The sequence below is a fragment of the Kitasatospora sp. NPDC034533 genome (genome assembly GCF_055575155.1).
The window spans coordinates 68,402-91,130 of sequence record NZ_JBVITE010000030.1 but is presented as its reverse complement, the minus strand read 5'-3'; the positions used below and the strand labels follow the sequence as shown (position 1 = coordinate 91,130).

Sequence of the window (22,729 nt, the reverse complement as noted above, 5' to 3'; positions counted from 1 at the left end):
ACTCAACCCCGCCGGTCGGGTCGGGCACCCCCTAAGGTCGTGGCCATGAACGACACTGACAACGGGGCCTCGATCCGGGTCCTCCTCGCCGAGGACCAGGGGATGGTCCGGGAGGCGCTGGCCGCGCTGCTCGGGCTGGAGGGGGACATCGACGTCGTCGCCCAGGTCGGCCGCGGCGACGAGGTGGTGGCGGCGGCGCTCGCGAGCGACGCGCAGGTCGCCGTGCTGGACATCGAGATGCCGGGGATGACGGGCATCGAGGCGGCCGCCGAGCTGCGCCGCCGGGCGCCCGGGACGAAGGTCGTCATCGCGACGACCTTCGGGCGCCCCGGCTACCTGCGCCGGGCGATGGAGTCGGGGGCGGACGCCTTCCTGGTGAAGGACGCGCCCGCCGCCGAGCTGGCCGAGGCGATCCGCCGGGTGCTGCGCGGCGAGCGGGTGATCGACCCGGCGCTGGCCGCCGCCGCCCTGGCGGAGGGCGCCAACCCGCTGACGGCGCGCGAGCGGGACGTGCTGGGCGCGGCCGCCGACGGCGCGGTGAACGCGGACATCGCCAGGCGGCTGCACCTGTCCGAGGGGACGGTCCGCAACTACCTGTCGATGGCGATCCAGAAGACCGAGGCGCGCAACCGCACCGAGGCGGTGCGGATCGCCCGGGAGAAGGGCTGGCTCTGACGGGCCGGCTCAGTTGAGCCGGTGCCGGGCCGCCCGGGCCTCCTGGCGGACCTTGGCCGCGGTGTCCGGGTCGAAGGCGTCCAGGATCCGCGCGTAGGCGTCCATCTCCGCCGAGCCGCCGAGGAAGTCCCCGGTGCGGACGAGGAGTTCGGCCCGTTCCAGGCGCAGCTGGGCCGGGTGCCGGGGCAGCAGCAGGGCGAGTTCGGTGGCCCAGAGCTGGGTGCGGGCGTGCTCGGGGCGGTCGGCGGCCCAGGCGCGGATGTTGCCGAGCACCCGCAGCACGATGTCCAGCGGCTGGGCGGGGGTGAGCAGGGCGGGGGTGAACTCCTGCCCGGCCGCTGCGGCCAGCCGCCGGGCGTCCTCCTGGTCGAGCAGCCGGCCGCCGTGGAAGGGGTCGGCCAGGACGTACTCCTCGCCGGCGCCCGGGCCGCCCACGGCGACGATGAAGTGGCCGGGCAGCGCGATGCCGTGGACGGTCAGCCCGGCCCGCCGTCCGACCGCCATCCAGACCAGCGAGAGCATGATCGGCAGTCCGCGCCGGCGCCGCAGCACGTCGGGCAGCAGCGAGGACTCCAGCCGCCGGTAGTCCGCCTGCCGCCCGTGGAAGCGCTCCCGCCCGCCGAGCACCGCGGCGAGCAGGGCGGCGGTCTCCTCCGGCCCGGTGGGCGCCCGCTCGGCGACCGCCAGCCGCACGGCCGTCGCGTGCCGCTCCAGCGCGGCCTCGCAGGCGGCGAGCAGCGCGTCCACCTCCGGCGGTTCGCCGGGGTCGCCCGGGTCGGGCACCATGCCGTGCTCGGCGGCGGCGAGCAGGCACAGCAGCACCGGGTCGGGCTGCTCGGCGCGGGCGGCGGTCCGGAAGCGGTCTCTGCTCTGCTCGGTCACGGTGACGGCGACGGCTTTCGTACGGCGGACGGACAAGACGGCGGACAAACGGAGGGACGGAACGGGCCGGCCGCTACTCCTGGGGGAGGAGGGCGTAGTGGTAAGTGTGACTGGTCGTGAAGCCGAGCCCGTCATAGAGCGCGTTCGCCCCCGCGTTCCCCGTCTCGACCTGGAGGTACCCGCCGCTCGCCCCCTCCTCGGCGGCGCGCGAGGCGAGCACCGCCATGACGGCGGTCGCCAGTCCGGCCCGCCGGGCGTACGGCTGGACCTCGATCGCACCGAAGCAGGCCCACGGGCCGTCGACGGCGCAGCGTCCGATGGCCAGCGGCGGCTGCCCGGCCGCGCCCGGCACGGTGGCGAACCAGACCGAGGGGCCGCCGTGCAGCACCCGCCGGGCGGCCTCCTCCACTGCGGGGTCGTCACCCACCCGCCGGTACATCGAGGTCCACGCGGCGTCCGCCGTCCGGGACAGCCGCACGCGGTCCGTTCCGGAGCCGGCCCGGGCGAGTGCCGCCAGCGGGGCGGTGCGCACCCGGCAGTGCGCGTAGCCGGGCCCCAGCCGGTCGAGCTCGGCGACCAGCGGCTCCGGTGAGCCGGGGGTGACCACCTCGACGTACGCGGGCAGCCCGCGCTGCGCGTACCAGGCGCGGACGGCCGCGAGTGCCTGAGGCAGCGCCATCCCCGGGTCCCCGAGGGCCTGGACGGAGTTGGCCCGCCGGGTGAACCCGGCCGAGGCGCGCAGGGTCCACTCGCCGAGCGGCTCCTGCTCGACGGCGGGCCAGGCGCGCCCGGCGATCCGCTGGAGCTCGACGGCGGTGGCGGCCGGCAGCGGGGCGCGCCGGGCCGGGAACGGCGGCACGACCTTGCCCGCGACCAGGAGCTTCTCCGGGAAAGAGACCGGCTCGCCGGAGCGCGGGGCGACCGTCAACCCAAGATCGTCCCACGATGTGAGCACGCCGATCGCATCCCGGAACACCGGCCGGTCGTCCACGAACTCCGCGAGGCGCCGGACGGACACGCGTCGTCCCACGTCAGAGCGATCTATCCGGACTTCCGGGCGGTCGCCTGGCGGGTTCTCGATCGGCATCTGGCCACCTCCTGTGCATTTGCGGGCTCCGACCCGCGATACTAGGGGCGGGCATCGACGACGCCGCGCTCACCGCGCACGGCAGCAGAACAGAACGGGCCGCGAGGCCCTTCCGAGGAGGAACGACAGCGTGACCTACGTCATCGCGCAGCCTTGTGTCGACGTGAAGGACAAGGCGTGCATCGAAGAATGCCCGGTTGACTGCATCTACGAGGGCGAGCGATCGCTCTACATCCACCCGGATGAGTGTGTCGACTGTGGCGCTTGCGAGCCGGTCTGCCCGGTCGAGGCGATCTTCTACGAGGACGACACTCCGGAGGAGTGGAAGGACTACTACAAGGCGAACGTCGAGTTCTTCGACGACCTGGGCTCGCCCGGCGGCGCCTCGAAGCTCGGCCTGATCGAGCGTGACCACCCGTTCATCGCCGCTCTGCCGCCGCAGAACGCCGACCACTGACGATCGGTGGCACATCAGCTGTGAGCACCAACAGCACGCACGCGCCGTTCCCGGGCCACCCGGGGGCGGCGCGCCGCGTTTCGGACCGGCTCCCCGTGTTCCCCTGGGACAAGTTGGAGCCGTACAAGAAGACCGCGCTGGCCCACCCCGGCGGCCTCTGCGACTTCTCCGTCGGCACCCCGGTGGACCCGGTCCCCGAGGTGGTCCAGAAGGCGCTGGCCGCGCACACCGACACCCCCGGCTACCCGACGGTCTGGGGTCCGCTGGAGCTGCGCGAGGCGATCGCCGGCTGGCTGCACCGCCGGCTCGGCGCCCGGCTCGGTCCGCGGGCCGTGCTGCCGACCGTCGGCTCCAAGGAACTGGTGGCCTGGCTGCCGACCCAGCTCGGCCTCGGCCCCGGCGACCAGGTCGCCTACCCGCGCCTGGCGTACCCGACCTACGAGGTGGGCGCCCGGCTGTGCGGCGCCGAGCCGGTCGAGTACGACTCGGTGGACGAGCTGGACGGCTCCCGGGTGCGCCTGCTCTGGGTGAACTCGCCGTCCAACCCGACCGGCCGGGTGCTGGGCGCGGACGAGCTGCGCCGCGCCGTCGAGTGGGCGCGGGAACACCGGGCGCTGCTGGTCAGCGACGAGTGCTACCTGGAGCTGGGCTGGGAGGCCGACCCGGTCTCCGTCCTGCACCCGGACGTCTGCGGCGGCGGCCACGAGGGCCTGCTGGCCGTCCACTCGCTCTCCAAGCGCTCCAACCTGGCCGGCTACCGCGCCTCCTTCGTGGCGGGCGACCCGGTGGTGGTCGGGGAACTGCTGGAGGTGCGCAAGCACGGCGGCATGATCGTGCCGGCGCCCGTCCAGGCGGCGACCGTCGCGGCGCTCGCGGACGACGCCCACGTGGCCGAGCAGCGGGAGCGGTACGCGGCCCGGCGCTCGGCGCTGCGGGCGGCGCTGGAGGCCTACGGCTTCCGGATCGAGCACTCCGAGGCGAGCCTCTACCTGTGGGCGACCCAGGACCGCCCGTGCTGGGAGACCGTGGCCGAACTGGCCGCGCTGGGCATCCTGGTCGCGCCCGGCGACTTCTACGGGCCGGCCGGCGACCGCTTCGTGCGGGTCGCCTTCACCGCGACCGACGAGCGGGTCGCCGCGGCCGTGGAGCGGCTGGGCGCGGCGCGCTGACCGGTCCCGGCGGACCGTACGGCGAAGGGGGCCGGTGTCACGGACACCGGCCCCCTTCGGGGTTCCCGTCGAAGCGGGGCCGACTGCGGTGGGGCCGACAGCGGATGGGCCCTACAGCGCTGAGCCCCGCGGCCGGCAGGCCGCCGAGCCCTACAGCGGCAGGCCGCTGAGGCTGCCGCCGTTGAGGCCGCCGCCGCCGAGGCTGTTCAGCACGCCGCCCAGCGGGCCGAGGGCGCCGGTGAGGCCGGACAGCGGGTTGTTCTGGCCGAGGTCGGCGCCGCCGAGGCGGTTGGCCGACCCGTGCTCGGCCAGGCCGAGCACGTCGGTGGCGGGCACGTCGGACGGCAGGGCGCGCTCGACCGAGCCGAGCGGCAGCGCGCGCTGCACGGCGCCGACCGGCAGCGCGTCGGCGACGGCGGTGCCGCCGGGGACGGCACCGGTGAGCGTGCCGGCGGCCGGCAGGGCCTGGGTGACCGAGCCGGTCTGGGTGAGCCCGTCGAGCGGGCCGGTGCCGGCGGTGGCGCTGCGCGGGGCGGCGTCGGCCTTGCCGGTGACGGCCTCGCCGAGCTTGCCGGCCAGCGTCGAGGCGACCTTCGGGGTGACCGAGGACAGCTGGCCGGCGGTGGCCGCGGTCTGGTCGACCGGGGCGGTCAGCGAGCCGGCCTTCTCGTTCGCCTCCGGGAGCTGCTGGGCGACGATGTTGCCCGCGGCGTCGGCGGAGGCCGGTACGCCGGCGGCGACGGTGGCCGCGCCGGTGCTGCCGGCCGCCTGGCCGAGCTGGTGGGTGGTGTGCTGAAGGGTGGAACCGGTGTCGGTGTTGGTCAGCTGGCCCAGCGGTGCCGCGAGGTCGCTCTTGGGCAGCAGGGCGTCCCCGCCCAGGGCGGACGCGGAGCCGGCCGCGACCAGCGGGGTCGCTCCGGCGGCCACGATGAGCGCGGCCTGGGCGATCCGGCGCGTGAGGGGGTGAGACATGGGGCTCCTCGAAGGGGGGTCTGGGTCCGTCCCGTCCACCCGGGAGGGCCGGGCGTGGCCGACCGGGCGGACGACGTTGTTACCGCTTGAGAAGCCAGAAGGTTTCGGCCGGTGCAAGGAAGAAGCCCAGCTGACGATCAGATCGTATGACCGGAAATGGTGTCACCCCCGGGTCGGCCGGACGCCGCCGAAGCGGCCCCGGCCATGGGAAGTGACGGTTCTCCAGCCTGGTTCGCCGGAACGGGCGGTCGGTCCACCGGAGTTGACCGGAATCACCCGTTCGGCGGCAACCCGAACACCCGTGCGTCAGCTCTTGTCGGCCGGCGCCAGGGTGACCTGGACGAGCTTGGTCGAGGTGCCCGAGGCCTGGGTCTGCCAGCCGTCCTCGGACTTGGACTTGCGCCAGATCTTCCCGTCGTAGGCGACCGTCGCGATGCCCAGCTGCTGGGCCTGGGCGACCGCCCAGTGGGCGACCTCCCAGCCGCTGGCCCGCTCGGCGCTCACCCCGCCGTCCGCCCCGGCGTCCGAGGCTGAGGTCAGCGCCGCGCCGGCCGGGTCCGGGGTCAGCGAGACGGCGTTCTCGGCGCCCTTGATGGTCGAGGCGTAGCCGGCCGCCGGGGTCACCGTCCGGCCGAACTCCCGGCGCACCCGGTCGGACAGCACCTGCGTCCGGTCCGCCGCCGCCACGGGGGTGGCGCCCGCGGTGGGGGAGGCGCCCGGGGAGTCCGCCGGATCCGGCTTGGCGTAGTCGTGCACCACGCAGGAGAACGAGGCGGGCTCGCGGCCGGCCAGCGCCGAGGTGAGCAGCGTCGCCTTGGTCTCGTGCTTGGCGTAGGCCTGCGGGTAGCCGCTCTTCTGCACCGCCTGCGCGGCGTCCGTCAGCGGCAGCCGGGTGTAGCCGGGGACCTTGACCAGGCCGTCCAGGAACTTGTTGGTCGCGTACACCGGGTCCGAGATCTGCGCCGGGGTGCCCCAGCCCATCGACGGCCGCTGCTGGAAGAGGCCGATCGAGTCCCGGTCGCCGCCCGCCAGGTTGCGCAGCTTGGACTCCTGCATGGCGGTCGCCAGCGAGATCGTGGTGGCCCGGTCCGGCAGCCCGCGCGAGCGCGACACCGCGGCGATCGTCGCGGCGTTGGCGGCCTGCGGCAGCTCCAGCGTGCCGTTGCCGGCCGCGGTCTTCACCGTGCACTCCTCGGAGACGCCCGGCTTGAAGCCGAACCACCAGACGCCGACCACGGCCAGGCCGGCGACCAGGGCGAGGCCGAGCAGCCCCACGATCACCATCAGCAGGGCGCGCAGCGGCCCGCGGCGACGAGGCTCCTCCGCCTCGTCCCCCAGCTCCTCGCCGCTCCTTCTCCTGGCCACCCTCGCCCCTCTCGCGCCTGCTCCTTGATCCGACACCGTACCCACTCGGACGGATGTGCGGCGCCTCCCGGTTGCCGAACCGGAGCCGATCCGTGTCACGGGAGGACCACACCGGGCGGACTAGGCTGGCGGCATGAGCAGCCCGAACCCGACGCCCCTGGACCTCACTCTCGACGGCGGCGCGCTGACCGCCCGGCTCGTCGACTTCCCCTCGGTGAGCGGCGACGAGCAGGCGCTCGCCGACGCCGTGGAGGCCGCCCTGCGCGGCTACCCGCACCTCACCGTGGACCGCCACGGCAACAACGTGGTCGCCCGGACGAACCTGGGCCGCGCCGAACGGGTCGTGCTGGCCGGACACCTGGACACCGTGCCGATCGCCGACAACGTCCCCTCGTACGTCGAGGGCGACCTGCTCTACGGCTGCGGCACCTCCGACATGAAGTCCGGCGTGGCCGTCCAGCTGCGCCTCGCCGCCACCGTGCCCGAGCCCAACCGCGACCTCACCTTCGTCTTCTACGACTGCGAGGAGGTGGAGGCCCACCGCAACGGCCTGGGGCACCTGGCCAAGGACCACCCGGAGTGGCTGGCCGGCGACTTCGCGGTGCTGATGGAGCCGAGCGGCGCCATGGTCGAGGGCGGCTGCCAGGGCACCCTGCGGGCGCAGGTGCGGCTCACCGGCGTGCGCGCCCACTCGGCCCGCAGCTGGCTGGGGGACAACGCGATCCACCACGCCGCCGAGGTGCTCACCCGGCTCGCGCGGTACCAGCCGCGCCGGGTGGAGATCGACGGCCTGGAGTACCGCGAGGGCCTGAACGCGGTGCGGATCGACGGCGGCGTGGCCGGCAACGTGATCCCGGACGAGTGCGTCGTCACGGTCAACTTCCGCTACGCGCCGGACCGCAGCGAGGCGGACGCGGAGAAGCACGTGCGCGAGGTCTTCGACGGCTTCGAGCTGACCGTCACCGACTTCGCCCCGGGCGCCCTGCCCGGACTCTCCCAGCCGGCCGCCCAGGCCTTCCTGGAGGCCACCGGCGGCCAGGCCCGGGCCAAGTTCGGCTGGACCGACGTCGCCCGGTTCAGCGCGCTCGGCGTCCCGGCCGTCAACTACGGCCCCGGTGACCCGAACCTGGCGCACAAGCGCGAGGAGCACTGCTCGCTGAGCGCCATCGCCGAGGTCGAGGAGCGGCTGCGCGCCTGGCTGACCAGCTGACCGCCGACGGTGGCGCTCGTCCGACCAACAGCCGAAAGCCACCTTCCGGATGCCCAACCGACCTTCCCCCGTTGTCCGGGAACGGGGGGAGGTCGGCGTAGGGTTCCGTCATGACAGGCACAGGAGACGAGAAGCAGTACGGTCACGGCCCCGAGCAGGTCGGGGTACCGCGGAAGAAGAAGGCCTGGCCCGAGAAGCAGAAGGGCCCGGTGCTGGTGCGCCGGGACCAGGTCGGCACGAGCACCACGGACCAGCGCCTGCTGGACACCACCGGTCCCACCGACTGGCTCCACACCGATCCGTGGCGGGTGCTGCGGATCACCTCCGAGTTCGTCGAGGGCTTCGGTGCCCTTGCCGAACTCCCGCCCGCGATCAGCGTGTTCGGCTCCGCCCGGACCCCGGTCGACTCGCCCGAGTACCAGTCGGGCGTCGCCATCGGCCGGGCCCTCGCGGAGGCCGGCTACGCGGTGATCACCGGCGGCGGCCCGGGCGCGATGGAGGCCGCCAACCGCGGCGCCTCGGAGGCCGGCGGCCTCAGCGTCGGGCTCGGCATCGAGCTGCCCTTCGAGCAGGGCCTCAACGAGTTCGTCGACCTCGGGCTGAACTTCCGTTACTTCTTCGTCCGCAAGACGATGTTCGTGAAGTACGCGGAGGGCTTCGTGGTCCTGCCCGGCGGCCTCGGCACGCTGGACGAGCTGTTCGAGGCGCTCACCCTGGTGCAGACGAAGAAGGTCACCCGCTTCCCGGTGATCCTCTTCGGCAGCGCCTACTGGGGCGGCCTCTTCGAGTGGCTGAAGGGCACCCTGGTCGCGCAGGGCAAGGCGGCCCCGCACGACCTGGAGCTGTTCCACATCACCGACGAGGTCGACGAGGTCATGAAGATCCTCGCCGACGCCCGCCGGCCCGCGGGCGAGATCTGACGGCGGTTCCTCAGGCCAGCCCCCGGCGGGCGACCGCCGGGGGGCGGGTGCCCCGGATCGAGGCGACCATGTCCAGCACCTGGCGGGTCTCCGCGACCTGGTGCGCCCGGTAGATCCGGGCGCCCAGCCAGGCCGAGACCGCCGTGGTGGCCAGGGTGCCGAGCAGCCGCTCGTTCACCGGCCTGTCCAGGGTCTCGCCGACGAAGTCCTTGTTGGAGAGCGAGACCAGCACCGGGAAGCCGGTCGCGGTCATCTCCGGCAGCCGCCGGGTGGCCTCCAGCGAGTGCCGGGTGTTCTTGCCGAAGTCGTGCCCCGGGTCGATGATCACCGCGTCCCGCCGCACGCCCAGCCCCACCGCGCGCTCGGCGAGCCCCACGGTGACCCGCAGGATGTCCGCCATCACGTCCTCGTACCCGATCCGGTGCGGCCGGGTGCGCGGCTCGGCGCCGCCCGCGTGGGTGCAGACCAGCCCGACGTCGTGCCGGGCGGCCACCTCGGCGAGCTTCGGGTCCACCCCGCCCCAGGCGTCGTTCAGCAGGTCGGCGCCCACCTCGCAGACCGCCTCGCCGACCTCGTGCCGCCAGGTGTCCACGCTGATCACCGCCTCGGGGTGGCGCTTGCGCAGCTCGGCCACGAAGGGGACGGTGCGCCCCAGTTCCTCCTCGACCGTGACCTCGTCGCCGGGCCCGGCCTTCACCCCGCCGATGTCCAGGATCGCGGCGCCCTCGGCCATCGCCCGGTCGGCGGCGGCGAAGGCGGCCTCGTCGGCGAAGGTCGCCCCCTTGTCGAAGAAGGAGTCCGGCGTCCGGTTGACGATCGCCATGATCACCAGCTCGTCGTCACCGAATTCCCGCGGTCCCAGGCGCAGTGCCACCGATGTCTCCTCCAGAGCTCCTGCGGGTGCGATGATGGCCCCCGGCCTCACTAAGGGACCATGCTGTCATGATCAGTGTGGTTACCTGCCACCACATAGCGGACCGGCCGGGAGTTCGGGAGGACAGCTCGTGTTCTGGGTGATCGTGGTCGCCATGGCCGTGGTGGTCGGAGGCGCCGCCCTGGTGGCGCTGGGCGGCGGCGGCTCGATGCCGGAGGCGGCACCGGACCGCCTGTCCGCGCGACTGCCGCGGGACCGCCCGCTGGGCAAGGCGGACGTGGACGACCTGCGCCTGCCGATGGCGCTGCGCGGCTACCGGATGGACGAGGTGGACGACGTCCTGGACCGCCTCGGCGCCGAACTCGCCTACCGGGACGCGCGGATCGCCGAGCTGGAGGCCGCCGCCCACCTGCGCGGCGCGGTCGAGGCGACCGGCGCCCCCGACCCGGCGGCCGAACCGCTGCCCGGCCTGGAGCAGTTCGCCCGGGTGGCCGAGCCGGCCGTGGCGCTCACCAAGCAGCCGGCCGCGGAGCCCGCGCCGGAGGACGCGAAGCCGGGGCGGGAGCGGTGACGGACGGCGCGGTGCTCGGTGCGGACGGTCTGCGCCGCTGCGGCTGGGGCGAGTCCACCGACGACTACCGGGTCTACCACGACACCGAGTGGGGCCGCCCGGTGCACGGCGACGACGCCCTCTTCGAACGGGTCTGCCTGGAGGCCTTCCAGTCCGGCCTGTCCTGGCTGACCATCCTGCGCCGCCGCGAGGGCTTCCGGGCCGCCTTCGCCGGCTTCGAGATCGCCAGGGTCGCCGAGTTCGGCGAGGCGGACAAGGAGCGGCTGCTCGCCGACACCGGCATCATCCGCAACCGGGCCAAGATCGAGGCGGCGATCGCCAACGCGAGGGCCGCCCTCGACCTGGAGGGCGGCCTGGACGCGCTGATCTGGCGGTTCGCCGCCGACCCGGACCGGCCGGCCCCCCGCACGCCGGCCGAGGTGCCGGCCGTCACCCCCGAGTCGACGGCGCTGGCGAAGTCGCTGAAGAAGGCGGGCTTCCGCTTCGTCGGCCCGACCACCGCCTACGCCCTGATGCAGGCCTGCGGACTGGTCGACGACCACCTGGCGGACTGCCACGTCCGCATCGGGGCGGGTCGCTGAGCCTCAGCGCCCCAGGTACTTCGGCCGCTCCTTGGCGATGAAGGCGCGCACCGCGATCCGGTGGTCCTCGCTCTCGCCCGCCAGCGTCTGCAACTCGTCCTCCTTGTCGAGGAGTTCGTCCAGCGAGTGGGAGGCGCCGTAGGCCAGCGACTCCTTGATGGCGCCGTAGGCGACGGTCGGTCCCTCGGCCAGCTCGCGGGCGAAGACCCGGGCGGTGGCGGCGAGCTCCTCGGCCGCCACCACCTTGGTGGCCAGGCCCAGCTCCATCGCCTCGGCGGCCTTCACCGTCCGGGGCAGCATCAGCAGCTCGGTGGCCCTGGCGTGCCCGACCAGCCGGGGCAGCGTCCAGGAGGCGCCCGAGTCGGCGGTCAGCCCGATCCCGGCGAAGGCGGTGTTGAAGCCCGCCCGGTCGGAGAGGATGCGGAAGTCGCAGGCGAAGGCGAGCGAGGCGCCCGCGCCGGCCGCCACCCCGCCGACCGCGGCGACGGTCGGCTTGCGCATCCCGGCCAGCGCCCGCACCAGCGGGTTGTAGTGCTCGGCGACGGTCCGCAGCGCGCCCTCACCGGTCTCCTCGGCCCGCTTCAGCATCGCCAGGTGCTCGTTCAGGTCCTGTCCGACGCAGAACGCCCGCTCGCCCGCGCCGGTCAGCAGGACGGCGCGCACCGCCGGGTCCGAGGCCGCGGCGGTCACGGTGTCGCGCAGCGCGACCTTGGTGGCGACGTCCAGGGCGTTCATCGCCTCCGGGCGGTTGATGGTGATGACGGCCAGGCCGCCGTCCAGCTCGTACTGCACGGAATCGGACATGGGTGAGGGCTCCCGGAGTCGTGGCGGTGTCGGTGCTGTGTGTCAGGATGCCGGAGCACGCGGGGGCCTGGGGAGTGTGAGGTATCGCACCCTCCGGTGGTGTCCTTGCCGCCGCCACGCCGGGGCTTATGAAGCGGTTTGCGGCGGTTGGGGGCGGTCCGGCCGTGGTTGCACCGAGAGTGATGTTGGTCATCAGCCCGTGGCATGCGGGATAATGGCTTCCGATCAATGCGTTCGATACCGGCGGTGGACGGACTGCCGGTGCGTAGCTGAGCGGTTGCAGGAAGGGGAACGAGCATGGCGGCCATGAAGCCGCGGACGGGTGACGGCCCGCTCGAAGTCACCAAAGAGGGGCGCGGCATCATCATGCGCGTTCCGCTCGAAGGCGGCGGGCGCCTTGTGGTGGAGCTCACGCCTGACGAGGCCGACGCCCTCGGCGAGGCCCTGAAGAAGGCCTGCGGCTGACCGCAGCAGGTGCTCGCCATCTCCTGGAGATGTGCCGCCGGGCCCGGGTACGACGTCATGTCGGCCCGGGCCCGCGCGTTTTCCGCGCTCCCGCGCGTCCCGGCCGGTCAGCGCTTGATCGCGCAGAGCAGTCCGTCCGAGACCGGCAGCAGCGCCGGCAGCAGGGCCTCGCTCTCCCGCACGTCCCGCACCAGGTCCCGCACCGCGCCGGTCTGCGGGTCCTGGAGGTCCGGCTCGGCCAGCCGGCCCTCCTGGAAGACCCCCTCGAAGCAGACCATCCCGCCGGGCCGCAGCAGCCGCAGCGCCTCCAGCAGGTACTCGCAGGACTCGGCCGGGTCGCCGTCGCAGAACACCAGGTCGTACTGGCCGTCGGCGAGCCGGGGCAGCACCTCCAGCGCCCGGCCCGGTATGAACCGGGAGCGGTTGGCCGCGAACCCGGCCGCCTGGTACGCCTCGCGGGCCAGCTGCTGGCGCACCGGTTCCGAGTCGACCGTGGTGAGCACGCCGTCCGGCCGCATGCCGCGCAGCAGGTAGACCCCGGAGACCCCGGTGCCGGTGCCGATCTCGGCCACCGCCTTGGCGTCCAGCGCGGCCGCCAGCAGCCGCAGACAGGCCCCGCCGCTCGGTCCGATCGCCCGTATCCCGGTCCGCGCGGACTGGGCCCGGGCGTAGGTCAGCACCGCGTCCTCGCCCACGTAGGTGTCGGCGAGGGCCGCGCGCGCGGGCCCGAACTCGCTGATGGCTGCCTCTTTCGGAGCCCCGGGCGGCGGCCCGGTGCCGAGGGATGTCGATATTTCCTGGCACAGATTACTGGCCGACCGGGAACCGCGTACGGCGGCGGGCCGTTGTCAGGACGGACCGGGTGCGAGATGCAGCCCGGGCACTTTTATCCGGGCTTGACGGGTGAGGTGGATATGGTGGTGGCCCTGCTGGGCAGAAGAGCCGACCGAGGAGGTGTGGCCGAGGGCGACATCCCTGTGCGGCGGCACTCCCGCGGCACCGCGTCGACCCGTACGCCGAAGCCCGTGATGAACCAGCCTGCGCACACCGACCTGGACCAGCCCGCGGCCGCCGGTGCCACCGGGGCCCCCGCTCTCGCGACCTTCTCCGAGGGTCCCGACGCGCAGACCTGGACTCCGCCCACCTGGGAGGAGATCGTCGAGGCGCACAGCGCCCGCGTCTACCGGCTCGCCTACCGCCTGACGGGCAACCAGCACGACGCCGAGGACCTGACCCAGGAGGTCTTCGTCCGGGTGTTCCGCTCGCTGTCCACCTACACCCCCGGCACGTTCGAGGGCTGGCTGCACCGGATCACCACCAACCTCTTCCTGGACATGGTCCGCCGCCGCCAGCGCATCCGCTTCGACGCGCTCGGCGAGGACGCGGCCGAGCGGCTCGCCTCCCGCGAGCCCAGCCCGGCCCAGCACTTCAGCGACACCCACTTCGACGCCGACGTGCAGCAGGCCCTGGACACCCTGGCCCCGGAGTTCCGGGCCGCGGTGGTGCTCTGCGACATCGAGGGCCTGTCGTACGAGGAGATCGCCGCCACGCTGGGCGTCAAGCTCGGCACCGTCCGCAGCCGCATCCACCGCGGCCGCTCGCACCTGCGCGCCGCGCTCAAGCACCGCGCCCCCGGCTCGGCCCCCGGCCGTGAGCGCCGCGGCGGCTCGGAGGAGCCGGAGCCGGTGCCGGTCGGCGTCGGCGCGGTCGAGGCCGCGGTCGCGCCCGGTGGGCGCGGACGGAGGCGATCGTGAGCGGAACCAGCCGGTCCGGTTCAGACCGGTCGGACGCCTCCGACCGGTCCCTGACCCGACGGGGCTGGGCCCTGCCGGGCCGTCGCGGGGGTGACGACCCCGGTGAGCCCGCACCGCCCGCCGCGGTGGCGCTGCCCGCGGACACGGCGCTGCGCGCGCTCCCGGTACGCCCCGCCGCACCCGCCGCCGAGGAGCACCACCTCGGCGAGCGCCTCTCCGCCTTCGTGGACGGCGAACTCGGCCACGACTCGCGCGACCGCGTCCAGGCGCACCTGGCCACCTGCCCCCAGTGCCTCGCCGAGGCCGACGAGGACCGCGCCCTCAAGCACCTGCTGAGCAGCACCGGCACCCCCGGCCCGTCCTCCTCGCTGATGGCCCGCCTGATGGCCGTCGGCAACCTCCCCGAGGACGCCCCGGCGGACGGCGGCCGGCCCACCGGACGCGGCCGTCGCGATGACGACGACGACCTGCCCGGCGGCGGGGTCGCGGCCACCGGCACGCTCGGCGGCAGCCGGCTCGACGGCGGCTCCTTCGGCCGCGGCGCCGGGGCCTCCTTCGGCGCGGGCGCGCTCGGCGCCGATTCCCCGGTCCCCGGGATCGACCCGCGCGCCTTCGGGCGCGGCGCGGTGCTGCGGCCGCTGATGGGCCGGCGCTCCGCCCGCCCGGAGGCCGCCGCCACCCCCGCCCGGCCCCAGCCGGCCGCGGCGGCCGTCCGGTCGACCGCGCGCGGACGCCGGCTGGTGTTCGCCGCCGCGGGCGCCTTCTCCGTCGCCGCGGTGACGCTCGGCAGCGTCGGCGGGCTCAGCACCCAGGGCGAGGAGCGCCACGGCACCACCGTCAGCCCGCCCGGCTCCGGCACCGGACGCGGCGGTCTCGTCCCCATGACCGCCCAGGTCCCGGTGGACTTCGTCGGCCACCCGGTCGCCGCGACCCGCGAGGCGACCCCGACCGGCTCCCCGGACCGCTCCGCCGCGGACATCGCCGCGCTGCGCCACCAGGCCCGGTAGGGCGGCGCTCGAAGGACACCGGTGTCCCGCTCCGGACGCCCCGGCCACCGGCAGGTCTTTACCACGGCTTCATCCCCGCGTGGACCAGGGACTCGCCGGTGGCCATTACCCTGATAGGAACCGTCGTCCGACGAGCTAGGGAGCAAAGGTGTTCAGCGACGTAGGTGGGCTGGAGCTCCTGACCCTGGTCGTGATGGCGATCATCATCTTCGGTCCGGACAAGCTGCCCAAGCTGATCCAGGACACCATGGGCTTCATCCGGAAGATCCGCTCCTTCGCCGACAACGCGAAGGAGGACATCCGCAGCGAGCTGGGCCCGGAGTTCAAGGACTTCGAGTTCGAGGACCTCAACCCCAAGACCTTCGTCCGCAAGCAGCTCCTGGGCGACCAGGACGACCCGCTGGGCCTCAAGGACATGAAGGACTCGCTGGACATCCGCTCCGTGCTCGACGACAAGCCCGCGGCGCCGGTCAACGGGCGCAGCGGCAGCGTCAGCTTCGAGAAGTCCGCCCCGGCGCCCGCCTCCACCGGAGCCCCGCTGGCGCCCGGCGAGCGGCCCCCGTTCGACCCCGACGCCACCTGATCGGCACCGCCTCCGGCGCCCCGGCGCCGCGCCACCGCCCCGCCCGGCCACCCGGCTGAGCGGGGCGGTGGCGTGCGCGCCGCTATTGTGCTGATTGTTCCCGCTGAGCCGTCCGTCACATCGCGCCCCGTCGCGGTCCAGGAACGGCCCCCGGGAACGGCGCGGTACGCCACCATGGGAGCGCGCCACGGCAGGCAAACGTGTGTTTGAGGAGGCCCGGGGATGGACGCTACGAGTCAGGCGGGAGGGGCGACGGCCACGGCCGGCGGCCCGGTGGTCGGCGGACAGGCCGGCCCGGCGGACCCGCTGGTGCCCTACCTGTCCGCCGACTTCCCCTGGTACGGGCTGGACGAGGGCTGGACCGGCCGTCGCTTCCTGGTGCAGGCCGGCGCCGGGGCCCGCGCCGCGGGCAGCGTCGACTACGGCTCGCTCGGCCACGGCGACGAGCCGGCCCAGCGGTACGAGCCGCGCGACGTGCGGAAGTTCGCCGTCGTCGTCACGGTGGCCCGCCGGGACAGCCGGCGCAGCGCGGACAACACCGGCACCCTGGAGGCGACCTCCGCCTCCTCCGCCGCCTGGCTGGCCGGCTCCGGCCTGCTCGCCGCGACCTGGCCCGGACAGCTGGACCGCGCGCTGCGCCAGGACTGGCTGGACCAGCAGAGCAGCCTCGCCTGGGACCTCGCCGACGACCTGGCCGGCCCCGGCTGGTCCGCCCTCAGCCTGCCGGTCAACGGCCTGCCCCAGCCCTTCCGCTACCGCGAGTCCGAGTACGGCTGGGTGCTGGCCGGCGAGGCCCCCGGCGTCCTGCTGGGCGCCTACGGACGCGGCGTCAGCGCCTACGGCCTCGGCTTCGCCACCGTCCCGGACCTGGGCTCCTACACCCGGCTGTAGGGCCGCCGGGACGACGAGGGGCCGGGTGGCGAACCACCCGGCCCCTCGTCAACCGCCTTCTCAGAACTTGTTCTTGGGCGTCAGGCCGAGCGACATCCCGGACAGCCCGCGCTGGCGGCCGCCGAGCTTGCCGGCCACCGCGCGCAGCGCCGCACCGGCCGGGGAGTCGGGCGCGGCGAGCACGACCGGGCGGCCGTCGTCGCCGCCCTCGCGCAGCCGCACGTCGATCGGGATGGAGCCGAGCACCGGGACGGTGGCGCCGACGGTGCGGGTCAGCGCGTCCGCGACGGTCTGGCCGCCGCCGGTGCCGAAGACGTCGATCATCTCGTCGCAGTGCGGGCACGGCATGCCGGACATGTTCTCGATCACGCCGACGATCTTCTGGTGGGTCTGCACCGCGATGGTGCCGGCCCGCTCGGCCACCTCGGCGGCGGCCATCTGCGGGGTGGTGACGATAAGGATCTCCGCGTTGGGGACCAGCTGGGCCACCGAGATCGCGATGTCGCCGGTGCCCGGCGGCAGGTCCAGCAGCAGCACGTCCAGGTCGCCCCAGTAGACGTCGGCGAGGAACTGCTGGAGCGCGCGGTGCAGCATCGGGCCGCGCCAGACCACCGGGGCGTTGCCAGGGGTGAACATACCGATCGAGATGACCTTCACGCCGTTCGCCTGCGGCGGCATGATCATGTCCTGGACCTGGGTCGGCCGGCCCTCGACGCCCAGCATGCGCGGCACGCTGTGGCCGTAGATGTCGGCGTCGACCACGGCGACCTTCAGGCCGTCGGCGGCCATCGCGGCCGCCAGGTTGACGGTCACCGAGGACTTGCCGACGCCGCCCTTGCCGGAGGCGACGGCGTAGACCCGGGTCAGCGTGCCCGGCTTGGCGAACGGGATCTCCCGCTCGGGGGCGCCGCCGCGCAGCAGCTGGGACAGCTCCTTGCGCTGCTCGTCGCTCATCACGTCGAGCTCGACCTCGACGCCGGTCACGCCGGGGACCTTCCCGACCGCCTCGCGCACCCGGGCCGTGATGGTCTCGCGCATCGGGCAGCCGGAGACCGTCAGGTAGACCGCGACGCGCACCGCGCCGCCCTCGGCGATCTCGACCGATTTCACCATGCCGATCTCGGTGATCGGGCGGTTGATCTCCGGGTCGTTGACGGTCGCCAGCGCCTGGCGTACGGACTCCTCCGTGACGCCGGCCGCGACCTCTGTCTCGTTGGCCATGCCTTGATGGTACGGCGCCGGGCGAACCGCGTGACCCGTCGGTAGGGTGCCCCCGGTCACAGCGTCCCGGAGGCCTCCCGGCGCTCGTCGATCTCCCTGAGCAGGGACTGGAGTTCGCTGCGGACGAAGTCCCGGGTGGCGACCTCGCCGAGCCCCTGCCGCAGGGCCGCGACCTCGCGGGTCAGGTACTCGGTGTCGGCGATGTTGCGGTCGCTGCGGGCCCGGTCCTGCTCCATGTTGACCCGGTCCCGGTTGTCCTGGCGGTTCTGCGCCAGCAGGATCAGCGGGGCCGCGTACGAGGCCTGGAGCGACAGCGCCAGGGTCAGGAAGATGAACGGGTACTGGTCGAAGCGCACGTTGCTCGGCAGCAGGGTGTTCCACGCTATCCAGACGACGACCACCACCGTCATCCAGACGATGAACCGCCCGGTGCCGAGGAAGCGGGCGATCCGTTCGGACAGGACGCCGAAGGCCTCCGGGTCGTAGGAGGGCAGCGTGATCAGGCCGGGCCGGGCGGTGCGCGGCTGGTCGAGCCGGGCGCGGCCGGTGCCGGTGATCGGCGCGGTCTCCGGGCGCCGGTCCCGGCCGCCCTCGCGGGTGCGCAGCTCGCGCAGCTGACGCAGTTGGCGCAGTTCGCCCTGGAGGCGCCGGCGCGCGGAGTCGTCCGGCCGTCCGTTGCGGTCACCGTCCACCGGCCACCCCTTCGCTCTCGTCGTCACGGGCCTCGTCATGGGCGTGCAGCGCGGCGTCGCGCCAGTCGTCCGGCAGCAGGTGGTCGAGCACGTCGTCGACCGTCACCGCGCCGAGCAGGTGGTCCGCCTCGTCCACGACCGGCGCGGCCACCAGGTTGTAGGTCGCCAGGTAGCTGGTGATCAGCGACAGCGGGGTGTCCGGCGGCAGCGGGTCCAGGTCGTCGTCCACCAGCGAGCCGACCAGGACGTACGGGGGCTCGCGCAGCAGCCGCTGGAAGTGCACGGTGCCCAGGTAGCGGCCGGTGGGGGTCTCGTTCGGCGGGCGGCAGACGAAGACCTGCGCGGCCAGGGCGGGCTTGTGGTCGCTGACCCGGACCCGGGCCAGCGCCTCGGCCACCGTCGCGTCCGGCTCCAGGACGATCGGCTCGGTGGTCATCAGACCGCCGGCGGTGTCCTCCTCGTACGTCAGCAGGCGGCGCACCGGCGCGGCCTCCTCGGGCTCCATCAGCTGGAGCAGCCGCTCGGCCTCCTCGCCGGGCAGCTCGGAGAGCAGGTCGGCGGCGTCGTCCGGGTCCATCGCCTCCAGGACGTCGGCGGCGCGCTCCTCCTTGAGCTTGCCGATGATCTCGACCTGGTCGTCCTCGGGCAGCTCCTCCAGGACGTCGGCCAGCCGCTCGTCGTCGAGGGCGGCGGCCACCTCGGCGCGGCGCTTGGCCGACAGGTGGTGCAGCACGCCGGCCAGGTCGGCGGGGCGCAGCTGCTCGAAGGTGGCGAGCAGGTTGGCCGCGCCCTGGTCCTGTTCGGGCACCGAGAAGCCGGTGACGTCCTGCCAGTCCAGGGTGAGCCGCTCGCCCTTGCCCTTGCGCAGCCGGCCGGCCCGGCCGACCTGGACGAAGACCTTGCTGATCTCCCACTCGCGCAGCCGGGTCTGCACCATGCCGACGTCCAGCACGGTGACCTGCTCGGAGGTCTTGGACCAGGTGACGGTGCGGTCCAGCAGTTCGGCGAGCACCAGGGTCTCGGACGGGCGCTGCTCGAAGCGGCGCATGTTGATCACGCCGGTGGTGAGCACCTGGCCGGACTCCAGGCTGGTCACCCTGGTCATCGGCAGGAAGATCCGGCGCCGGCCGACCACCTCGACCACCAGGCCGAGCACGCGCGGCGGGCGGGCGCCGAGCCGCAGCGACACGACCACGTCCCGGACCCGTCCGACCTGGTCGCCGTTGGGGTCGAAGACCGCGATGGCGGACAGATGGGAGATGAAGACCCGGGTGCCTGGTCCCGCCATGGACTCCCTCGACTCGCTCGACGCCGTAGCGGGCGCGCCGGGGGCGCACCCGTGGCCAAGGCTACCCGCGTGCCGCGGGCTCGGCCGGGAGGCACGGTAGCCGCCGGAGGAGTCCTGAGCAGCATTCTTTCCTGAACGCTTGGAGGGCCTTTAGCGGCGCTTGAACAGCAGTTTGGGCAGACCGGCCGGGATCGGCAGGCGGGTGGTGGCCGGGGTGGGCATCGGCGGGGCGGCGTGCGAGCCGTCCGGCATCGCCCCCGGGCGCTCGGTGAGCGGACCGGCCGGCTCCAGCCGCAGCACCCGGCACTCCCGGGCCCAGCGGCCGGTGATGGCCTCGGTGTCGGGGGCGTTCAGCCGCTTGCCCTTGAGCTCCTCGACGGCGCCCCGCCAGGCCTCGCTGTCCGGGGCCAGCTCGACCACCCGGGCGCTCCAGCCGGTCAGCCGGCCGCCCTTGTCCTTGCTGCGGACGGTCACGGTGGCGCCGGTGCCCGGCTCCAGGCCGTGCAGCGGCTGCTCGCCGCCCCCGCCGACCACCACGACCGCGCCGTCGTGCCAGGCGTGCCACAGCGGCCGGGCCTGCTCCTGCCCGTCCGCGCGCACCCAGAGCAGCCCGGACTTCTTCGCGGCCTCCTCCAGCAGGGCCTGGTCGAGGAAGTCGTCGGCGGTCGCGGCGGCGGGCGTACGGTCCATGGCGGACAGCGTACGGCTTCCGCCGTCCACGGGATGTCTCAGCCTCCGGGCGACAGTTCCATTGCCGCGCCACGGGCCTTACGGTATGACCGCCCCGCCGTACCGCCACCCCGCCACCGCGACCAGCAAGGAGCGCCGTGCCCGCCGCCCGGCCCGCGACCGCCCCCACCACCGCCCCCGCGACCGCGGCCGCCGACCCGCGTCCGGCACATCCGCTCCCCACCCTCGACCTGCTACTGCTCGCCGTCTCGATCGGCGGCATCTCCCTCTCCGGCCCGCTGATCAGCGCCACCGCCGCACCCGCCCTGGCGATCGCCTTCTGGCGCAACGTCATGTCGGTCGGCGTCCTCGGCCCGTACGCGCTGCTGCGCCACCGCGCCGAGCTGCGCGGGATCGGCCGGCGGGCGCTGCTGCTCGCGGTCGCCGCCGGGGCGCTGCTCGCCGTGCACTTCGCGCTCTGGATGCCCAGCCTGCGGATGACCTCGGTGGCCTCCGCCACCGCCCTGGTCACCACCACCCCGCTGTGGACCATCCTGCTGATGCGGCTGATGGGCGTCCGGGCGCCGAGGCTGGTCTGGCTCGGGACGGTCGTCGCCTTCGCCGGGGTGCTGGTGCTGACCGGCGTGGACCTCTCGCTCTCGCCGCGCGCGCTGCTCGGCGACGCGCTCGCGCTCGCCGCGGGCCTGGCCGCGGCCGGGTACGTGCTGCTGGGCGCCGAGGTCCGCAGGACCGTCAGCACCACCGCGTACACCCTGGTCTGCTACGCCACCACGGCGGCCGTGCTGCTGGGGATCTGCCTGGTCGCCGGGACGCCGCTGGCCGGGTGGCCGGCCGGGGTGTGGTGGCAGATCGTGCTGCTGATGGTCGCCGCCCAGCTGCTCGGCCACTCGCTGAGCAACCGCGTGGTGCGCAGCCTCGGGCCGTCGATCACCTCCACCGCGATCCTGCTGGAGACCCCGGGCGCGACGCTGATCGCCGCGCTCTGGCTGGGCCAGTGGCCCCCGGCCGCCGCGTACCCGGCGGTGGTGCTGATCCTGCTCGGCCTGGTCCTGGTCGCCCGCGGCGGACGCCGGTAGCGGGCGGTCACAGCCAGCCGTTGCGGCGGAAGCCCCGGTACATCCCAACGCAGATCAGCACGATCGCGCCGAGCACCGTCGGGTAGCCGTACTCGGTGTCCAGCTCCGGCATGTGCGTGAAGTTCATGCCGTAGACGCCGGTGATCATGGTCGGCACCGCGAAGATCGCCGCCCAGGCGGTGATCTTGCGCATGTCCTCGTTCTGCGCCACCGAGACCTGCGCCAGGTTCGCCTGGAGGAGCGAGTTCAGCAGCTCGTCGAAGCCGTGCACCTGCTCGGCGACCCGGGCCAGGTGGTCGGCGACGTCCCGGAAGTACTTCTGGACGTCCGGGTCGACCAGCCGCTGGAGCGGCTCGGACAGCTGCTGCATCGGACGCAGCAGCGGCGCCACGGCGCGCTTGAACTCCAGAACCTCGCGCTTGAGTTGGTAGACCCGGCCGACGTCGGCGCTGCGCCCGCCCTTGGCCGAGAAGACGCCGTACTCGATCTCGTCCACGTCGGTCTGGAGCCGCTCGGCGACCAGCAGGTAGTTGTCCACCACGTGGTCGGCGATCGCGTGGAGCACCGCCGACGGGCCCTTGGCGAGCAGCCCGGCCTCGTCCGCGTCGGCCTCCAGCCGGTGGCGCAGCTCCTGCAACGAGCCGTGGCCGCCGTGCCGGACGGTGATCACGAAGTCCCGCCCGGCGAAGACCATCAGCTCGCCGGTCTCCACCACCTCGCTGGTGGGCGTGAGTTGGTCGTGCTCGACGTAGCGGATGGTCTTGAAGACGGCGAACAGCACGTCGTCGTAGCGCTCGACCTTCGGCCGCTGGTGCGCGTGCACCGCGTCCTCGACCGCGAGCGGGTGCAGGCCGAAGCGCTGGGCGATCCCCTCGAACTCGGCCTCGGTCGGCTCGTGCAGCCCGATCCAGCTGAACGAGCCCTCCCCCTCGGGGAGTTGGTGGGCGGCCTTGACCCGGTGGGCGGCCTCGCGCGGGCTGCACGTCTCGCCCCTGCGCCTGCCGTGCTGGTAGACCGCGCAGTCCACGACCGCCGAGGTGGCACCCTCGGGCAGGGCGTCGTAGACCCCGGCCGCGCCACGGCGGCGGTTGGTGCGGACGGCGGCGCGCAGGCTGTTGATCATCGACATGGCAGGCTCCCAGAGGCAGGAGCCGTCGCGCGGCGGCACGGAGGGAAGAACGTCCGGCCGCGGTACGACGGCGGAGAACACCGGTGAAACGGGGGATGGATGTGCTCTCCCGGCCGGCCGTTCGCCGTGCGTCCGCGCCCGGGGCTACCGCGGCTGATTCAGCCGGTTTGGCCTGCGGGGCGAGGGGTACGGGGAGGTCGGGGCCGGGCAGAGCTGCCGGTACTGCATGGTCGGCCGGTATCCACCGCAACCACCTCCTTCACGCCGCCGCCCCGGAACGAAGCGGTTCCGGTGGCCAGTCGCTCACCCTAACATCTGACCGGCCATCGAACCCGAGGAGTTCCCGAGGGTTTCCGAAGGCTTTAC

Annotated in this window: 25 protein-coding genes; 13 read left to right on the top strand and 12 right to left on the bottom strand. The window is 74.0% G+C overall.

Going from position 1 to position 22,729, the window contains the following annotated elements:
- The first annotated feature begins 45 nt into the window (after nucleotides 1-45).
- Entirely contained in the window at nucleotides 46-675 is a 630-nt protein-coding gene (locus ACZ55U_RS21510; RefSeq protein ID WP_465527829.1) for a response regulator, read from the top strand.
- 9 nt (nucleotides 676-684) lie between these two features.
- On the opposite strand, the gene ACZ55U_RS21505 is transcribed toward ACZ55U_RS21510, so the two are convergent.
- On the bottom strand, nucleotides 685-1,557 hold the full coding sequence (locus ACZ55U_RS21505) for a transglutaminase family protein (RefSeq protein WP_465527859.1): 873 nt from the start codon (nucleotides 1,555-1,557) through the stop codon (nucleotides 685-687).
- 73 nt (nucleotides 1,558-1,630) lie between these two features.
- The gene (locus ACZ55U_RS21500; protein ID WP_465527857.1) at nucleotides 1,631-2,638 is read right to left on the bottom strand and encodes a GNAT family N-acetyltransferase; all 1,008 of its coding nucleotides are present in this window, start codon (nucleotides 2,636-2,638) and stop codon (nucleotides 1,631-1,633) included.
- 136 nt (nucleotides 2,639-2,774) lie between these two features.
- Between ACZ55U_RS21500 and fdxA the strand changes: the two genes are divergently transcribed.
- Nucleotides 2,775-3,101: a ferredoxin gene (gene fdxA, locus ACZ55U_RS21495; protein ID WP_030061559.1), complete on the top strand. Its 327-nt coding sequence runs from the start codon at nucleotides 2,775-2,777 to the stop codon at nucleotides 3,099-3,101.
- A 20-nt stretch (nucleotides 3,102-3,121) separates the two neighbouring features.
- Nucleotides 3,122-4,270 carry a succinyldiaminopimelate transaminase gene (gene dapC, locus ACZ55U_RS21490; RefSeq protein ID WP_465527827.1) on the top strand — a complete coding sequence of 383 codons (1,149 nt, stop codon included), beginning with the start codon at nucleotides 3,122-3,124 and terminating at the stop codon, nucleotides 4,268-4,270.
- A 150-nt stretch (nucleotides 4,271-4,420) separates the two neighbouring features.
- Here dapC and ACZ55U_RS21485 read toward each other — a convergent pair whose 3' ends face one another.
- Both ACZ55U_RS21485 and ACZ55U_RS21480 read right to left on the bottom strand, forming a co-directional pair.
- Entirely contained in the window at nucleotides 4,421-5,242 is an 822-nt protein-coding gene (locus tag ACZ55U_RS21485; protein WP_465527825.1) for a hypothetical protein, read from the bottom strand.
- 306 nt (nucleotides 5,243-5,548) lie between these two features.
- On the bottom strand, nucleotides 5,549-6,526 hold the full coding sequence (locus ACZ55U_RS21480) for a VldE C-terminal domain-containing protein (protein ID WP_465527855.1): 978 nt from the start codon (nucleotides 6,524-6,526) through the stop codon (nucleotides 5,549-5,551).
- A gap of 214 nt (nucleotides 6,527-6,740) precedes the next feature.
- On the opposite strand from ACZ55U_RS21480, the gene dapE reads away from it, so the two are divergent.
- Both dapE and ACZ55U_RS21470 read left to right on the top strand, forming a co-directional pair.
- Nucleotides 6,741-7,817, top strand: coding sequence for a succinyl-diaminopimelate desuccinylase (gene dapE, locus ACZ55U_RS21475; RefSeq protein ID WP_465527823.1), 1,077 nt, complete (start codon nucleotides 6,741-6,743; stop codon nucleotides 7,815-7,817).
- 110 nt (nucleotides 7,818-7,927) lie between these two features.
- Nucleotides 7,928-8,737 (top strand): LOG family protein, encoded by an 810-nt coding sequence (locus tag ACZ55U_RS21470; RefSeq protein WP_465527821.1) that lies wholly within the window; start codon nucleotides 7,928-7,930, stop codon nucleotides 8,735-8,737.
- A 10-nt stretch (nucleotides 8,738-8,747) separates the two neighbouring features.
- Here ACZ55U_RS21470 and folP read toward each other — a convergent pair whose 3' ends face one another.
- Nucleotides 8,748-9,560 carry a dihydropteroate synthase gene (gene folP, locus ACZ55U_RS21465; protein WP_465527853.1) on the bottom strand — a complete coding sequence of 271 codons (813 nt, stop codon included), beginning with the start codon at nucleotides 9,558-9,560 and terminating at the stop codon, nucleotides 8,748-8,750.
- Nucleotides 9,561-9,741: 181 nt separating this feature from the next.
- Here folP and ACZ55U_RS21460 point away from each other — a divergent pair, with 181 nt between their 5' ends.
- Both ACZ55U_RS21460 and ACZ55U_RS21455 read left to right on the top strand, forming a co-directional pair.
- Complete coding sequence (locus ACZ55U_RS21460) at nucleotides 9,742-10,182, top strand: DivIVA domain-containing protein (protein ID WP_465527819.1); 441 nt, start codon at nucleotides 9,742-9,744, stop codon at nucleotides 10,180-10,182.
- Nucleotides 10,179-10,763, top strand: coding sequence for a DNA-3-methyladenine glycosylase I (locus ACZ55U_RS21455; protein WP_465527817.1), 585 nt, complete (start codon nucleotides 10,179-10,181; stop codon nucleotides 10,761-10,763). Before ACZ55U_RS21460 ends, ACZ55U_RS21455 begins: the two co-directional genes overlap by 4 nt.
- Before the next feature lie 3 nt (nucleotides 10,764-10,766).
- Here the strand turns inward: ACZ55U_RS21455 and ACZ55U_RS21450 are convergent, their stop codons facing one another.
- Entirely contained in the window at nucleotides 10,767-11,567 is an 801-nt protein-coding gene (locus tag ACZ55U_RS21450; protein ID WP_465527815.1) for an enoyl-CoA hydratase-related protein, read from the bottom strand.
- Nucleotides 11,568-11,864: 297 nt separating this feature from the next.
- Here ACZ55U_RS21450 and ACZ55U_RS21445 point away from each other — a divergent pair, with 297 nt between their 5' ends.
- The gene (locus tag ACZ55U_RS21445; protein WP_014137929.1) at nucleotides 11,865-12,032 is read left to right on the top strand and encodes a DUF3117 domain-containing protein; all 168 of its coding nucleotides are present in this window, start codon (nucleotides 11,865-11,867) and stop codon (nucleotides 12,030-12,032) included.
- Between the two features lie 107 nt (nucleotides 12,033-12,139).
- Here the strand turns inward: ACZ55U_RS21445 and ACZ55U_RS21440 are convergent, their stop codons facing one another.
- Nucleotides 12,140-12,772, bottom strand: a complete 633-nt coding sequence (locus ACZ55U_RS21440; protein WP_188296514.1) for an O-methyltransferase — start codon at nucleotides 12,770-12,772, stop codon at nucleotides 12,140-12,142.
- Nucleotides 12,773-13,060: 288 nt separating this feature from the next.
- Between ACZ55U_RS21440 and sigE the strand changes: the two genes are divergently transcribed.
- The 4 genes from sigE to ACZ55U_RS21420 all read left to right on the top strand — a co-directional run bounded on the left by sigE (nucleotide 13,061) and on the right by ACZ55U_RS21420 (nucleotide 16,267).
- On the top strand, nucleotides 13,061-13,786 hold the full coding sequence (gene sigE / locus ACZ55U_RS21435; RefSeq protein WP_465527851.1) for an RNA polymerase sigma factor SigE: 726 nt from the start codon (nucleotides 13,061-13,063) through the stop codon (nucleotides 13,784-13,786).
- Nucleotides 13,783-14,793 carry an anti-sigma factor family protein gene (locus ACZ55U_RS21430; protein ID WP_465527813.1) on the top strand — a complete coding sequence of 337 codons (1,011 nt, stop codon included), beginning with the start codon at nucleotides 13,783-13,785 and terminating at the stop codon, nucleotides 14,791-14,793. Before sigE ends, ACZ55U_RS21430 begins: the two co-directional genes overlap by 4 nt.
- A 148-nt stretch (nucleotides 14,794-14,941) precedes the next feature.
- On the top strand, nucleotides 14,942-15,376 hold the full coding sequence (locus tag ACZ55U_RS21425; RefSeq protein ID WP_465527811.1) for a sec-independent translocase: 435 nt from the start codon (nucleotides 14,942-14,944) through the stop codon (nucleotides 15,374-15,376).
- Nucleotides 15,377-15,598: 222 nt separating this feature from the next.
- On the top strand, nucleotides 15,599-16,267 hold the full coding sequence (locus tag ACZ55U_RS21420) for a hypothetical protein (RefSeq protein WP_465527809.1): 669 nt from the start codon (nucleotides 15,599-15,601) through the stop codon (nucleotides 16,265-16,267).
- Nucleotides 16,268-16,327: 60 nt separating this feature from the next.
- Here the strand turns inward: ACZ55U_RS21420 and ACZ55U_RS21415 are convergent, their stop codons facing one another.
- The 4 genes from ACZ55U_RS21415 to ACZ55U_RS21400 form a co-directional block, all read right to left on the bottom strand.
- On the bottom strand, nucleotides 16,328-17,488 hold the full coding sequence (locus ACZ55U_RS21415; protein WP_465527807.1) for an Mrp/NBP35 family ATP-binding protein: 1,161 nt from the start codon (nucleotides 17,486-17,488) through the stop codon (nucleotides 16,328-16,330).
- 56 nt (nucleotides 17,489-17,544) lie between these two features.
- Entirely contained in the window at nucleotides 17,545-18,180 is a 636-nt protein-coding gene (locus ACZ55U_RS21410) for a DUF1003 domain-containing protein (RefSeq protein ID WP_465527805.1), read from the bottom strand.
- Nucleotides 18,170-19,468: a magnesium transporter MgtE N-terminal domain-containing protein gene (locus ACZ55U_RS21405; RefSeq protein WP_465527803.1), complete on the bottom strand. Its 1,299-nt coding sequence runs from the start codon at nucleotides 19,466-19,468 to the stop codon at nucleotides 18,170-18,172. The genes ACZ55U_RS21410 and ACZ55U_RS21405 overlap by 11 nt, the downstream gene beginning before the upstream one ends.
- 150 nt (nucleotides 19,469-19,618) lie before the next feature.
- Nucleotides 19,619-20,158, bottom strand: coding sequence for a hypothetical protein (locus ACZ55U_RS21400; RefSeq protein ID WP_465527801.1), 540 nt, complete (start codon nucleotides 20,156-20,158; stop codon nucleotides 19,619-19,621).
- A gap of 137 nt (nucleotides 20,159-20,295) precedes the next feature.
- Between ACZ55U_RS21400 and ACZ55U_RS21395 the strand changes: the two genes are divergently transcribed.
- The gene (locus tag ACZ55U_RS21395) at nucleotides 20,296-21,234 is read left to right on the top strand and encodes a DMT family transporter (protein WP_465527799.1); all 939 of its coding nucleotides are present in this window, start codon (nucleotides 20,296-20,298) and stop codon (nucleotides 21,232-21,234) included.
- Nucleotides 21,235-21,241: 7 nt separating this feature from the next.
- On the opposite strand, the gene ACZ55U_RS21390 is transcribed toward ACZ55U_RS21395, so the two are convergent.
- Nucleotides 21,242-22,363 carry a magnesium and cobalt transport protein CorA gene (locus ACZ55U_RS21390; protein WP_465527797.1) on the bottom strand — a complete coding sequence of 374 codons (1,122 nt, stop codon included), beginning with the start codon at nucleotides 22,361-22,363 and terminating at the stop codon, nucleotides 21,242-21,244.
- Nucleotides 22,364-22,729: the final 366 nt, after the last annotated feature.